Source organism: Microcoleus sp. D3_18_C4, assembly GCF_036702355.1.
Lineage (GTDB): Bacteria > Cyanobacteriota > Cyanobacteriia > Cyanobacteriales > Microcoleaceae > Microcoleus.
Genome location: NZ_JAUBTF010000061.1, coordinates 23,872 through 38,727, shown reverse-complemented (window position 1 = coordinate 38,727; position 14,856 = coordinate 23,872). Strand labels below are relative to the sequence as shown.

Annotated in this window: 14 protein-coding genes and 1 pseudogene; 13 read left to right on the top strand and 2 right to left on the bottom strand. The window is 42.1% G+C overall.

The window, feature by feature from the left end:
• From QUA90_RS24420 to QUA90_RS24390, 7 genes and pseudogenes are all read left to right on the top strand, one after another.
• A pseudogene (locus QUA90_RS24420) lies at window positions 1-438 on the top strand (hypothetical protein); the annotation flags it as partial.
• Window positions 439-448: 10 nt separating this feature from the next.
• Window positions 449-913 carry a hypothetical protein gene (locus QUA90_RS24415; RefSeq protein ID WP_332946640.1) on the top strand — a complete coding sequence of 155 codons (465 nt, stop codon included), beginning with the start codon at window positions 449-451 and terminating at the stop codon, window positions 911-913.
• Window positions 913-1,704: a hypothetical protein gene (locus QUA90_RS24410; protein WP_333316106.1), complete on the top strand. Its 792-nt coding sequence runs from the start codon at window positions 913-915 to the stop codon at window positions 1,702-1,704. Before QUA90_RS24415 ends, QUA90_RS24410 begins: the two co-directional genes overlap by 1 nt.
• A gap of 81 nt (window positions 1,705-1,785) precedes the next feature.
• Window positions 1,786-2,142, top strand: coding sequence for a DUF3768 domain-containing protein (locus tag QUA90_RS24405; protein WP_333316104.1), 357 nt, complete (start codon window positions 1,786-1,788; stop codon window positions 2,140-2,142).
• A 66-nt stretch (window positions 2,143-2,208) separates the two neighbouring features.
• Window positions 2,209-2,916, top strand: coding sequence for a hypothetical protein (locus QUA90_RS24400; protein ID WP_333316102.1), 708 nt, complete (start codon window positions 2,209-2,211; stop codon window positions 2,914-2,916).
• 61 nt (window positions 2,917-2,977) lie between these two features.
• Window positions 2,978-3,616, top strand: coding sequence for a hypothetical protein (locus QUA90_RS24395; protein WP_172186655.1), 639 nt, complete (start codon window positions 2,978-2,980; stop codon window positions 3,614-3,616).
• Complete coding sequence (locus QUA90_RS24390; protein WP_333151816.1) at window positions 3,582-4,436, top strand: PRTRC system ThiF family protein; 855 nt, start codon at window positions 3,582-3,584, stop codon at window positions 4,434-4,436. Before QUA90_RS24395 ends, QUA90_RS24390 begins: the two co-directional genes overlap by 35 nt.
• A 362-nt stretch (window positions 4,437-4,798) precedes the next feature.
• Here QUA90_RS24390 and QUA90_RS24385 read toward each other — a convergent pair whose 3' ends face one another.
• Window positions 4,799-5,392 (bottom strand): hypothetical protein, encoded by a 594-nt coding sequence (locus QUA90_RS24385; protein WP_333316100.1) that lies wholly within the window; start codon window positions 5,390-5,392, stop codon window positions 4,799-4,801.
• 206 nt (window positions 5,393-5,598) lie between these two features.
• On the opposite strand from QUA90_RS24385, the gene QUA90_RS24380 reads away from it, so the two are divergent.
• The 6 genes from QUA90_RS24380 (at window position 5,599) to holA (ending at window position 13,661) form a co-directional block, all read left to right on the top strand.
• Entirely contained in the window at window positions 5,599-6,834 is a 1,236-nt protein-coding gene (locus QUA90_RS24380; protein ID WP_333316098.1) for a hypothetical protein, read from the top strand.
• 201 nt (window positions 6,835-7,035) lie between these two features.
• Complete coding sequence (locus tag QUA90_RS24375; protein WP_333121254.1) at window positions 7,036-7,416, top strand: hypothetical protein; 381 nt, start codon at window positions 7,036-7,038, stop codon at window positions 7,414-7,416.
• Between the two features lie 173 nt (window positions 7,417-7,589).
• Window positions 7,590-9,017: an AAA family ATPase gene (locus tag QUA90_RS24370; RefSeq protein WP_333316096.1), complete on the top strand. Its 1,428-nt coding sequence runs from the start codon at window positions 7,590-7,592 to the stop codon at window positions 9,015-9,017.
• 405 nt (window positions 9,018-9,422) lie between these two features.
• Entirely contained in the window at window positions 9,423-10,928 is a 1,506-nt protein-coding gene (gene dnaN / locus QUA90_RS24365; protein ID WP_333316094.1) for a DNA polymerase III subunit beta, read from the top strand.
• 364 nt (window positions 10,929-11,292) lie between these two features.
• Window positions 11,293-12,708, top strand: coding sequence for a DNA polymerase III subunit gamma/tau (dnaX, locus tag QUA90_RS24360; protein WP_333316092.1), 1,416 nt, complete (start codon window positions 11,293-11,295; stop codon window positions 12,706-12,708).
• Entirely contained in the window at window positions 12,705-13,661 is a 957-nt protein-coding gene (gene holA / locus QUA90_RS24355) for a DNA polymerase III subunit delta (protein WP_333316090.1), read from the top strand. The genes dnaX and holA overlap by 4 nt, the downstream gene beginning before the upstream one ends.
• 233 nt (window positions 13,662-13,894) lie before the next feature.
• Here holA and QUA90_RS24350 read toward each other — a convergent pair whose 3' ends face one another.
• Window positions 13,895-14,497 carry a hypothetical protein gene (locus QUA90_RS24350; RefSeq protein WP_333316088.1) on the bottom strand — a complete coding sequence of 201 codons (603 nt, stop codon included), beginning with the start codon at window positions 14,495-14,497 and terminating at the stop codon, window positions 13,895-13,897.
• Window positions 14,498-14,856 lie beyond the last annotated feature (359 nt).

Here is a 14,856-nt window from a genome sequence, read left to right as displayed (position 1 = left end):
GGAGAGGATATTCCACTTTCAGCTACTCAAAAAGTGGGTGAAACCATCAACAAAACTGAGAACACTTCACAGAGTCCTGACTTACTTGATGAAGGAGAATCAGAACCTTATGAATTCAATTTTTGTACAATCAAAATCCACATTGTTATGCGACCAGACGATGGGCATCCAGAAGGGCGAATCGTAGAAATTACAGCAACGAGCCATGACGACTTACCACTATTAGTACAAGTTAGAGAAAACTCGATTGGAGCTTGGCCAAACCATTTACAAGAATTGCTCCAGCGGTTAGCCTCTAACCTACCTAACCGAAAAGTGAGTGCTCAAATTCGTTCTTCTGTTGGTCAACCCCGGAAAAAAGCCAAACCAAATCTTCAAAATCCTGCTAACCACCCCGTCAACAAAGGTGAAGCTGGAGTACAAATCCCCCTGTTTTAAAGAGGTAACAATGAGTCTAATAGAATATGAAGGCAGGCAAATCGAACTGCCCAACGAAATTACTGCAAATGATGAAAAATTGCTAGAAGTCCTACTTCCTTACTTCCCTGAATTAAGCGAAGCTACAATTGAACGAAAAACAGGTCAACCCATTAAAATCATCAAACAAGCCAAGACAAAGGGTGTAGAAGAAGATTGGAAAAAAGAACTATGCGTACTGCTCACTCCCCATTCCCCACTCCCCTCACTTGTCGCAGCACCGGAAGAACCGAATCAAGCTGTCCAACTCACTTGGGCTCTGCAATGCGACTCTATCAGCGGTTGTGTTACTCCGCTAACCTTGGCAAGTCGGGCTCAAGAACTCTCTGACGCGATCGCTCTGGGTGAGCAAGAACTACAGCGATTTAGAGACACTCTCAAAAAACTCCAACTTGCGCCAGCTATTGCTTGTCTCCAAATTCCTCTTAATTTTTAATGCCTGCAACTATTTTGTCTGTGTCGCAAGCCATTGCCGCTTTGCGACACTCCTACCCAGTAACTAAGCCACTTGAAGCGATTGAATTTCTCAGACAAACGCTCAATAGCGCTCAACTTCTCAATCTTTACCAGCACTTTTTTTCAACTGAATTTGCTACCAGTACCAGTTCTATTTACTCGGATACTCCTGATAATCATAGCCCCCGCGAATTAGAATTATTCCGTCTTCTTGACGAAACAGAACTTATCCCGATCAGCCCCTGGCAATTAGAAATAGCACAAGAAGAACGCCTCGACCAACTCCTGATTGAGTCTTGGGGGTTGGATTGGTTGAGCTATGAAGATATTGATTCCTTAGCTCCTGAATGGCAAATCCTGCTTTCTCTAAGTTCTGAAGGACTAAATTGGCTAACTGAAAATGAGATGAAAGATTGGTATGAACAAGAATTTGAAGTTTCATTTTCTCAGATTCTACCACCAGATAGGATCAATCATCAGCAATTCCAACAGTTTTGCTCTCTGGCTGAATTTCCCGTAAAAGGGATGCCAATTGTACTGAGTTTCCTCAATTACTCAACGGGTAATATTTGGCTTGACGGCTGCGCTCAACACGAGTATCAATTTGGAGAATGGACAGTCGAAAACTTGATATTTTTATCAGAACAATGGCAAAGTGCTAAAGAATTAATAACCCAGGCTCAACAGGTCATTGACTGGCTTGCTACTGACCGCCATCGACATTTTCAGCAAATTCTTGAACTCTGGAACAAAAGCACCTTGTCAATTTGAATTACCCCTGAATCCGAATAATTACGAGTGAACCAGCAACCGCTAGTGCGGTTGTAGTTGTTGGAAATTGAGGCCTTAATTATGACTGAAACTCTAACAACAGCCAAAAGAATTGCACGTCTTAATGACCAATTACGTCAAGGAGATACCAAAATTGGTGAAATTCGGATTACTCAAGCTGTAAAAGCTATTCTTCCCGAACAGCAACAAAAGTTACTGCAATTACTAAGAGATTTTAACACCTTTGAAGCTGGCAACAACCCCTACGGAGAACGAGATTTTCTTAGCATTCAACTTGACAGTAAAAGCTATTTTTTCAAAATTGATTATTTTGACAGGAAAGCATGGCTGGAAAATCAGGAAGTTAGTTCACAATGTCCAGAAGACCCCGACAAAACTTGGAGAGTTGCTACCCTAATGCAGTCGAACGAATATTAATTTTCAAGCATGAGCTAACCTTACCTATCGGGTTAGCTCCATAACCTCTATCGATTTCAAGTTATTATGCAACATTTGTCAGGAGAAGTCTTTCGTGAAATTCTGCAAACAGCTCCCCGACAGCTAGCAGAAATTGATGCTGAATTACTGTTCATCAAAGAACAATATCTGTTCCATTATCGAGAAGGAACAAAGGAACACTACAAACTACTCTCCTCTGTCAGTTTGAGAACTGCATTTTCTCACGAGCCGATTGATACGGATTGGATGCCCCCAGGAGTCATAAGGTGGGGAACTAACTCTCAAGGAAATTGGGTAGTAAAATTCATATCTCCTGCCCAATATAACCTCCAATTTGATGAGAGTAAACCCATTACTATTCCACTAACTGCCTTGGTATTTGTAGGACAAAACACTCAATATTGGGTATTTGCAACTGATTTTGCTACTTTCAACCCAGAGTCGAAAGCTTACCACACTCCTTTACCAAACATCCATCCAAACGGTTTAATTTGCTGGGGGAAAAATACTCCACCTGTTGCTTCAACTCAAACCATTGATATTGCTTGGCAGAGCTTCATAACCACTCCTTTCAATGCTGACTTATCCAGCCAAAAAAGCCGAAACTTTCCCCAAGATGTCAGAGAACATCTGAAAAGTTTAGCCTTGAGAAAAAGGCGTACCTATCCTGTTAAAGATTTAGTTGAAGTGAGGTACAGTCCTTCAATTGACTCTTTAGTGCAACACCTCCTATTGATTGCTAACCCTACCTAAATCAAAACTTCTATGTAGGGACTGCACTCAATATTTATTGTTCAACACAAAGTTTAAGTTAATGCTAAAACTTTTTAACCACATTCATGCCTCTATTCCCTTGCCTCCCATTGCTACTGGGGTATTCTGCGAATACGTTACAGCCTCTAACGGCGTGTTTGTGCGTTCAGTTCGCCCCGGACTAGAGGCCATGATTCCTGTTGCAAATTCAACGCCCAATACTATCAAAGGGTTGCCACCTATAGAACCATACTTGCACCTTGAGACTCGTTTAGTACCATCAGAACTGCTACTTTCTATATTGACAAAAGCTGTATTCACCAAAGATAGCAGTGGCAATCTCACAGAGATTTTATTTCACCTATCCCTTGACAGTAGTAATCAATGGCAACTGACAATTCCAGTCCAATTGACTACACGAACGAGCTGCCAGCCTTTTGACAATTCATCCTACTCAACTGCTTTAATTGAGTGCCACTCTCACGCAGAATTGCCTGCTTTCTTTAGCAGCACAGATGATGCTGACGAGCGGGGTTTTCGCCTCTATGCAGTCTTGGGTAAAGTTAATACCTTGACTCCTGAGATTTTAGTGAGAATCGGAATTTTCGGACACTATAGCTTAATTAAAGCTAATTCTGTATTTGAAGAGCCACATTTTATCACTGATGCTTACCAAAACTCCCTTAAACCTCGACTTTGAGTACGCAAATTCCACACCTCTCCTTCTCAAAGATTACTCTCACCTTCACTTATGGCTCGTTGGCTGTGGCGGCACTGGCTCTTATGTAGCTGAAAGTTTAGCACGATTAGCTTACGTTTTCAAACAAGTTGGGAAAAATGTCAATATTACCTTTGTAGATCCCGATATTGTGGAAGGGAAAAATTTGGGGAGGCAGAGATTTTGTCAATCTGAACTTGGACTGAATAAAGCCACTACTCTTGCCTTGCGTTACAATCTTACCTGGGGGCTAGAAATTAGTGCAATTCCTGACTATTTTGACCCCAAATTGGTAAAATCATACTGGAATGATTTGGTAATTATCATTGGCTGCGTTGACAATAGTGCTGCTCGCCGTTCCTTGGGCAAAACGCTAGAGAATAACCGCCACGCTGAGATTCCTAGAATCTGGTATCTTGATGCTGGCAATAACTTTGATAGCGGTCAAATTCTACTGGGCAGCCATAATAGCCTTGAAGAGCTAACTCCGCACCTGGATAAGTTCAAGAAAACAGGCATTATGGGAGCGCTTCCCTCTCCTGTTTTACAATGCCCCAATTTGATAGAATTGCGACCTGAAGAATTGGGAAATACCCATTTATCTTGTGCTGAGTTGGCTAATCTTAACGCTCAGAGTCTCACAATTAATCAAACAATTGCCTCAATCGTTACTGACTATCTATTCCGCCTCAGTTTGACAAAGGACTTGCGTAATTTTGCCACTTTCCTTAACCTTAAATCTGGTTCTATGCGCTCAGAATTTATCAGTTGTTCATCTCTCATAAAGTTTAGTTGTACTTGATACAAATCCTGGTTAGCTACACCTAACGGGATAACAACCCCGTCAAAAGCTTGATAAAATCAAGGACATAGCCCTCATACCCATCTGAAAAATCTGAGAGAGTAGAGGGGAGGGTAAAGGTTGAACAATACACCTTTACCCTCCCCTTCCCCTTCCCTTTATTTTGCTAACTTTATTAAGATTTTTTTTGGTTTAATACTGTGTTGAGTTGTAGCGTTTCGTGTAGGCATCGTCGGCAAAGGATTGAATCAGCTCAATCTGACTAGGATTGACTGTAATTTCCCAGACCTTGACTCGCTCAGGCACTGTCCAAGTTGCTTTCTTTTCATAGAGCCTCACGATACGCGGGAAACTCAGGTGCTTCAGCCCTGAGAGTAGTCAATACTAGGAGAGTTACCATTTTGAGTAATTGATGCAAGGCTTTTTTCGGAAATTTCAGAGTGTTCTGTATCTTGTATTGCAGTGAGATCGCTACTGCTGCCATTCTCTAAAATTCCTGTATTTGTTAAGTATTCTTCTAAGATGGGAATTAGAGAGCGATACCACTTTATTTGAGAACCACTCCATTTGTTTGTTGTTGAAGTAGCCAGCAAGAAAATACCATGAGCTGAGCCGGTTTGTGTCAGTATCCAAATTCGCTTGGCTTCATTACGCTCTTGATACCCCAATGAAACTAGAGCTTTGTTGACTAAATCTGGCTTGATTTTGCACTCTAAGTTATCTGTGAGTATTGCTGCTAGTTCCGTTACTGTCATCCCAACTTCTGTCAAAGGGGAAGCTGCACCAATCAGTTGTTTTGCCGTCTCTGCTACCCCTTTGAGTTCTGGGTACATAGAGGCCAGCGAGTTGAATTTAAACTGGGCGATCGCGGACGCACTCAGTCCGGTATCTTGTAGCCAAGCTACCAAGTGGTCTATCGTCTCTATGGCGGCAGCAATTTTTTCAGAAGTGGGCATCTTTGCTCGCTTAGTTTTCCATATCGTGATCTTGACAGCATGGCGATCTATCTAGCGGGACTTAAACAAATTTAAAGCCTAAATAAAGCCTAAATTTGCTTTATATGCACCAAAGATGCTAGCGAAAACTAGAAAGTTTTAGGCTTCTGTTCGAGAAGATACGCCCTAACGGGAGAAGTTGAAAAAAAATTAACTTCTCAAAGGTTATGGACTCTAACACCGCTTTAATCGGTCTCTCAAATATTTGCTCTAAATCTGACAACACTCCCCCCAGTGAAGTTAAAGAAGTGGTAGCGGTAATTTTCCCTTTTCTCACTCCGCATCCTTCCGATCAACTTCCCTTTAAAGTAGGCGATATCATCAAAACTGGTAAGCATTACGGTACTGTCACTTCTCTAAATCAAACCGATCGACCTGTAAGAATTACCTGGGATGCTAGTAACAGCGAAGACAGCTTTTCTTGGAATTATACACTTGATGAAATTCGTGTCCTCAAAATCTCCCTTGTGCCTCAGTTTATTCCTCAAAAAACTACTGGAGAACTTCCAGCTTGCACAACCATCGTACTTGCTAATTCGCAACAGGTACAATTCAGTAACACAACTATTTTCCAAGTAGAATCGCTGACTGAACACCACATTTTCATCTCGACTCTCGACCAATCTTATCTCTTTCCCATTAACTTGTTTCCAGGCTTCCCGACAAGTTGTACCATAGATATTCCTGCACCTCAGCAGTTAAAAGTCGCTCGCAGTTTGTCTGTTGCTGACCTCAAAATCCGAGCTAAGACGTATTTAGCTCTCGAAATACCCGACAACTTCTTAGAATTCGCTATGCCAATTCAAAAACAGCAATTCAAAGAAAAACTGGCTCGACAATTGAGCGAAGAAAATTACGAACTTCTAGAATTTAACATAGCTTGGGAAGAAACCTGGAAGCAGCACCTAGAAAACCTAGCCAAGAAACAAGGATTATACGGATTTAAAGAGGGAGATTACATTTTAAAATGCCGAGAAGGAGTTCAACAAAGGGGGACAGTCCAACGCTTGAACGTTGAAAATCTACGTCCATTCCAAATCGAGTGGAACAGCGGAGAAATCCAAAATTACAGTTTGACCGAACTCAAAGGTTTGGGTATAGCTCGTATCGAATCTATTGTTAAATTATCCCCCAATGTGGCTTATCAGATTAGCGAAGACGGCTCCTACTTTAGAGCTTGGATTGGGTTCCGTACTAAAGCGTTAGCTAAGGCTTGGCTAATACCTGTCAAAAAGCTAGTCGGCTACCTTAGCAACTTAATTGATTGCCAAGTTCCAGATATTCAACATACAGGCTCTAAATACGAATACGCTGTAGAATGTCCCCGGCATAAAACTTTAAGTAAGCGCTTAGAAACTCTCCGAAAAGTTGCTGAATTTGATTTAGAAAAGATGCCAAGATGATGGAATAAATGGGAAATCAAATATAATTGGCTAGTTTATGACAGTGTAAATGCGATAAACAACTCTGTTACTAATCCAAAATATAAATTGCCTAATGGCATAAAATGTTGATTTTTTCTAGTCGTAAATATCAACTCAAGGAACAATCTTTGAGTTTGAGTGCTATTCAATTCACCCTTGACCCTACAATTCCAGGATCGCATGAACAAAACAGTAATGATTTCCGGTAGTCGTTCCATTAATGAATTGCCTTTAGGAGCAATCGCATCTCTCAATCGCATCATTGAACTAGGATTTGAAGTTATAGTCGGTGATGCTTCTGGTATTGATAGCTTAGTTCAGCAGTATTTGCAGTCTAAGAATTACCAGAAAGTCTTGGTTTACTATGCCTTATTTAGCGGCAATGGCAAACCTAGGAATACTTTTGGTTATCCCACCATTGGCATTCCCGGAAACTATAGCGCTCGCGACATCCAAATGTGTTCGCATTGTGATTACGGACTAGCCATCTGGGACGGACAAAGCAAAGGAACAGCAGCTAATATCAAGCGAGTTAAGAAGACCAAAGTTGTTATTGTTTAAAAACCAACAACCACTGTTCATATTATTAATCAACAAATAAATCAGCGATCGCCCTCTAGTGTACCAGAGCGCTATCGCCTTTTTTTTGTTGATTTAACCTGCTTCGTGAAACAGTCTTGCACTCAAGCTAACGCTTATTAGGGAGGCGATAGAGTTATTATCTAGCACTAATAATGATTCAAACCTTACTAGAACGACCGCAGGAATTTAAACAAATTCCCTTCACTCTCAAACCACAACAGCAGCAAACACTCGACAAATTGAGAACATTTGCAAGCAGCACTGAGTCATTCTTTTTGCTCTGCGGTTATGCAGGCACAGGAAAAAGCACACTTATTTTTCTTCTAATCAAAGAACTCTTGGCTCAAAGCAAGCGCATTGTCCTCACTGCACCTACTAACAAAGCCGTCGGTATTCTCAGAAAAATGGCAGCCTCTCAAGGTATTTTCGGAGTAGACTTTCTGACAATACACCAACTTTTAGGCTTAGGCATAGTTCGCAAAGAACAAGAGAAAGTCTTAGAACAGACAAGCTGTTGTTACCTCCACCTCTACGATATCATTTTTCTTGACGAATGTTCGATGGTTGGAACTCAATTATGGTCTTGGATTGAGCGTAGATTTGAACGTACCCTGTTCAACCACCGCAAATTAATTCTCATGGGCGACCCAGCTCAGCTTAACCCCGTCGGAGAAAAACGCTCGCCTGTCTTCAGCATTACCAATAAAACTATGCTAACCGAAGTTGTCAGGCAAGCTGGAGAAAGTCCCGTCCTCGACTTCATCACCGAATGCCGTTCTTGTGTCAAGAATAAAACCGATATGTTCTTGCCACATTCTACCTACACTCAAGGGAACAAATCTAACGGTGCATTCAAAGTTAAGCCAGAAACACTCCTGCAATACGCCCTCAAAACCATCAAGTGCGAATTCACTTCCAACCCTGACTGCTTTCGGATTCTGTGCTGGACAAACAAGCAAGTCAACTATTACAATCAGGCCCTCCGAGAACAAGTTTACGGTCAAACAGCCCCCAGATTCATACCGGGAGAAAGGCTGATTACTAAGAAACCAGTCATGGCCCCTGATGGTAAGACCGTTATTTTGCCCACTTCAACTGAATTTACCATTAAAGAAGTTGAAACGAGCCAACACTACGGCTATCGAGTATGGCTTTTAAAGATTGTGACCGATGACGGTTTATTTCGGCAAATCTTTGTGCTGCATGAATCCGAAAATAAACGCTACCAGGCTGAACTTAAGGAAAAACTCAAGAGTGCCAAGCGCAGCGGATTTTTATGGCGCAAGTATTATTGGTTTAAGGACGACATATTTGCCGAAATTGACAATTGCTTTGCCCTGACTATTCACAATTCTCAAGGCAGCACTTTTGATGAAGTGGGTTTGGACATTAATGACATTTTGACTCGGCTATTGGTGGGAAAAGAAATGAGCAGCAAACAGAAACTTAAAGAATACCACCGCCTCTTGTATGTCGGAACGAGTCGCTGCCGCCAACGGATACTATTTGTTCCTCCAATTTCATCCAGAGTTCAACTTGCATTAGGATACTTAACTAAATCTGGTTCAAGTAACTTTTGATGATAGGCAGTAGAAAGTAGGGAGAAAATAGCAATAAATCGGTTTGTGAAAAAGGCGACATCTCACTTAGAATAATATATCAGTAGGGCGAAGCATGACCTCCGTAAATATAAGACGTTCACCAATAACTTATATGCCGGAATGCTTCGCTCTCTTTTTTTCGACAAGATGCACTCCCAAAAACTGCTACTTAGATTACGATTTTATTAATCAACAAGCTCAAATTTATCATCCTAAAATAAAGGTTGATTATTAGCTTTAATTGTTAAAAAATAATTACAATAATCCACCTGCTCTCAACCATATTGGTTCCACTCTTTCCACACTTCGACTCTCTTTTTTCAGCCACCGCTCGCGAGTGCTGCTACCGCAGCGGCAAATCGAACTTCTGACACACAACTAATTATGGCAAAATCTAGACTTACAGAAACACCCCCTCAGCAAAAAGTAGTACAGAGAGCAACCAAGAAAAAACGCTCTCCTGAAACAGCGACTAATTCCGCTAAGGCTGAAAAAACTGTTACAAAAATCACAAAAGGTTCTTCAACTTCTGAACCGGAAACAGCACTTTCAGAACAAGTAGAACCCTCTGAAAAATCCACAGAATATACACCAGTTTCAGCCACAGATGCTTCTGATTTAGGAGCTAAATCAAACGATGAGACATTGCCGGAGCCTTCTCCTTCCCCTTCCCCTTCAATCGTTGAATTTGCCTGTGATGCCAGAGAATTAAATGATTACATCCAAACTCTCAAAAGCAGCATTTATAGCAATAACAACCATGTCATTTTATCCAATATTCTCATAGAAGCAGATGCCGCAACTAGACAATTGCATTTAACTGCTTATAACCTGGAATTTGGGATACAAGCGAGTTTTGAAGCTAATATCAATCAATCTGGAAAGCTCACTCTCCCTGCAACCATACTCGCAGACATTCTCGGAAAATTTCCGAAAAGTCGCGTTACCTTAAAGAGTTCTTGGGAAATTATCAAAGGAAGTGACGTTCCATCAGTCAGTGCCACTCTGACTGCATCAAGGAGCAAGCACGTCATTCGTGGGCTAACTGCGGACGAATTCCCTGCTATCAAGAGCCTTGAACAAAAACTTGTGACCATTCCTGCTAGCGTGTTAATTGCTGTCCTCAAAGCCAGCTTATTTGCTGTAAGTTCTGAAGAAACCAAACGTATCTTAACTGGAGCTAACTTTCAACTAAGCCACGACGCAGAAAGGGGACTTTCTCAATTGAGAGTTTGGACAACAGACGGACATCGGATAGCAATGGTTGTAGGATTCAGTGAAAGCAGTGATTCCGATATTTTGAACACTCGAAACGTGCAATTTACAGTACCCACTAAGGTACTCCGGGTATTAGAGCGGACTTTGAATCCCACTGACAGAGTAGCTATTTACTATGAGACTGAGCCTGACAATAGCAATAACTTTGTTGCTTTTGAGTGGAACAATTGGCGGCTGACAGCGCAGTTATTAGAAGGAAAATACCCGAATTGCGACCAGATTATTGCTCCTTATCGGCATGAACTTAGCCATCAAATTGTGGTAGAGAAGCTCAGCTTTTTAAAAGCCTTAGAGCGGTTAGCTTCTCACAGCGATAAGTCCCATGTTACAGCAATTTTTGAATTCGATTTAGATAGTCAACAAGTGCGAATTTCACTAAATAATACTCTCAGTTCTGGTACTGAGATAGTTGATGCCAAACTATTCGGTTGTGACTTTCGGATCAAGTGCGACATCCGCTATTTAATTGATACAGTTAAAGCTGTTTCTAGTTCGGATTTGCGGATGTTAATGGCAACTCCTACGGCTCCCATACTGATTGCACCGTTTGGAATACCAGCGTCGGGTACAGAGGCTTTAGAGTGCGAATACATTATCGCTCCGCAAGAATAAAAGGTGGGGAGCGGCATCTAAATTTGATGCCCTCTCCTGCCCCAATTCGGAGCCTATTACTGTATAAATTAGGATAATTTAAATTCCTATTTTAACATAAAAATTATCTACAAGTGTGTTCAATACTCTCGCACCAACAACTTATATTAATACTAATTATCAAGACTCATGCAATAGTAGCCGTAGGGTGTGTCGCCATTAAAAATTCCTAATTTAGACAAACAATCTCACAGATCCGCACCTGACAAACAGAGCCCACAAACAAAGCTAACAATTCTGTAGCAAGATTTTTGAGAAATGGCATAACTTCAGGCACGGCTCCCCTATCGGGGAATAGTTACCAGAAGTATTCTAACGACTCAAAATGTACCAACCACTGCACCTCAAATACCGACCAAAAAACCTGCAAGAATTAGTGGGTCAAGACACCATCAAAACAACCTTGACCAATGCCATCACCTCCGACAAAATTGCTCAAGCTTACCTATTTACTGGCCCCAGAGGAACAGGCAAAACTTCAACCGCTCGCATCCTTGCTAAATCCCTCAATTGTTTGAATAGCAAAAAGCTAACCGCCACTCCTTGCGGAGAATGTTCAAGCTGCAAAACCATTGACTCCTGTTCAAGCTTAGACGTAACTGAAATCGATGCTGCCTCTCACAATGGCGTGGATGATGCCAGAGAATTAATACAACACAGCAACTTTGCGCCAGCGATGAGCCCTTACCGCATTTGGATTTTAGACGAGTGTCACCAACTCAGTACCAGCGCTCAAAATGCTCTCCTCAAATGCCTTGAAGAACCTCCGGCTCATGTGGTATTTATTCTCTGTACGACTGAAGCACATAAAGTCCTGCCGACAATTATTTCCCGCTGCCAAACTTTTAACTTCCGAGCCTTGTCAGTTGATGCTATTGTCGGACAATTGCACAAAATTAGCTCCGCTGAATCTATTGAGATCGCAAGTGAGGCCATGCGGGCGATCGCTCGCACCTGCGACGGAGGGTTAAGAGATGCCTTGCAATTACTCTCTCAGCTTTCACTGCTAAACTCAGAGATTACCCTAACTCAAGTTGCAGAAGTATCTGGCAGTATCAGCGAGCAAGAGTCGATCGCCCTTCTCAAAGCCATTCATTCTGGCGATACCTTAAGCGTACTGCAATCTTCGAGAACGCTCATTGACAGCGGCAAAACCCCTAAACTTATTCTCAGCAGCTTGCTAGCAGCAATGAGAGATTTGCTCATTGTCAAATCAACGCGCCACTGCCAGAATTTAATTGCAGGGCCAGTAGGCTACTCACAACTGCGCTCGCTCGCTCTTCATCTCGATTTTGAAACAATTGATGCGGCTTGTACACAATTGCAAAAATCAGAATTTCAATTGAGAACTAGCACCAATGCTGTTACTTGGTTAGAAGTCTGTCTGCTGAACTTGATGCTGTCAAGCAAACCCGCTGCCCCCGAAACGCGATTGCCGGCAACTTTCCCATCTAATCAGCCTGACAATTTTGATAAAACCCCTCAAACAATAGAGGCAGATTCTCCTGACTTTGAGACAACTTGGGCGCAAGTAGTAGCGGCAGCGAAACCAGGCAATCGTAGCCTCTTAAACCGCGCTCAAATTGCCGAACTTTCGGCTGATTCATGTGTGTTAGCAGTAGAAAGAAAATACGCGAATAAGTTTCAGAGTCACCTTGAATCCGTGCAGCGGATCGTTACTAAAGCTTTAGGCCGCTCTGTTACTGTAACTGTCAAACAACAGGAAGAGTTAGCAGCATGATTAGCATCCTAATTGGGAATGATACCTACGCAATTGAACGAGAAGTTGAAAAGTTTAAGACTCAAACTCATCCTCTCTGGCGAGATTTCAACATCCACCGCTTCGATACTTCTTCCCTGGATGCAGCCCTCTCTGCTGCTGCTTCAGTTCCTTTCGGCGGTGGAAACAAACTTATTGTCGTTGAAAATTGCGATTTCAAGCAATTTGGAGAAATGGGGCTAGAATTGCTGCAAATTTTGCCCCAATTACCTGTTACAACGCACTTAGTCTTCACTGCTGCTGTTATCGACAAACGGCTCAAGGTAGTCAAGCATTTGTTGCAGTTTGGTAACCTCAAGGAGTTTACTCTCATTCCTCCTTGGCGTACCGATTTGATTGAAAGTGCGATCGCTGCTACTGCTAAACAAAAGAATCTTTCAATTGCCAGAGATGCTGTCACCTATCTAGCGGTAGCGATTGGCAACGATTCTGCTAGAAGAGTCAGTGAACTAGAGAAATTAGCCATTTATGCAGCAGGCGCTCGCATTACGAAAGAAGCTGCTAAAATCCTCGTTCCAGCTACCACAGCCAACTGTTTTCAACTTGCCGAAGCTCTTTTAAAAGGTCAAGCAGTGGCGGCCATTAAGGTGCTTGATGAATTGCTATCTCGGGCAGAGTTTCCTTTAGCAATTATTGCCACTCTCCAAACTCAGTTTAAAACTTGGTTGTGGGTAAAAGCTACTATCAATTCCGACCAACAACGTTCTGATAGCGAAATTGCTAGTATGTGCGGAATTAGTAACCCCAAACGGCTGTATTTCCTTAAGCAGGAGGTTAAGGAAGTATCTGCGAACTTCTTAAGTCGAGCGCTCTCCATTTTGTTTGATTTAGAAATCGCTCTCAAAACAGGAGATAAGCCTGACTCGATGTTGCCTGCTTTGCTCAGCATCACTCAACTCACTCACCTTAAATAACAGGAAAGCGCTGCCGAGTTAATTCGGCAGTCTTTCATTAACAATCCTGGAGGCAAAAACTGCTTTGCAACACTATTGGTAGCAGTAAGGTGCGCGGCGTACCCTACAGATAGAGTTTATGCGTAAGTCTTAATTAACTGTAGTGACAAAGAAGTTGTTTTTCTCATTAATTTATCAAAGAAGTTTTGGAGTTTATTTATCGCACTAGGTCGCTATTTTTGTTGAATAACAGCTCATCTTTCCTGCATCATCCAAACGAGAAAGCCCAAGATTTGCTCAACAGGAGGTAGTGGATAATCTGTAAGGTCAATGGACGCGCATTGCTCTTCTAATTTAAGAAAACGCCAAACAGTACCGCTAGTCACCGTCCCGTAAATCGTCGATATCGGCTGTTGCTTTTGTTGGTTAAAGCGTTGAGCAGCAACCATTTCTGCAAGGCATTGCCCTAAAGCCGGTTTAAGGTCTTCTTTCTTGGCTGACACCAATATAACCGCAGGGGCTTTGATAAATAGTTGCTCCGGGGAACGACTAAGAAGAAAGTCAACATACCCTGTGAGTTCAGCCTCCGGTTCTACATTGAATTCCTCGCCTGAAAAAACGCTAATCTGTCCTTGAAGCTGGCGTTTTACTTCTAGTAACACAGGATTGATAATCCCCTCAGAACGAGCTTTTTCGCTACTCACCGCGATCGCCCAGGGAATCGTTTCTTTAAGAATATCCTGTAGTAAAGGGCTAGGAGTGACCGGGGAAATTTCTGGTAAGAAACGCGAGCCTTCAATGATTGTAAGATGGAAATCATCTACAGCTTTGCTGAGAGTAAATTTACTGTAAGGCATAGGTTTATTATTTTTAATCGGATACTATAACACTTCGGCGTTGAATGAGGTAAGTCTGGTAATTGGTAAAGTGTACTGTACTGATTATATAGCTAGTCTAAATAAGTTGTGAAAAAAACAAGTTTTAAACGAACCGCGAAGACGCGAAGCACGCGAAGGTCGGAAAGAGAAGAGAGTTTCACGACTTCTGCAAGACTCACTATAGTGCCTCACGAGGCGATCGCGCAGTGAGCCAGAGACCTACCGTTTCCCTAGTTCCTGAACCCAAACCCATAATTGCCACCAAATTCAGTCCGACTCCCAGTTGGTTTTTTGGGAATTTCTTCTCTCGTTCTTTTTCCTACCTATCGGTAGTAAAA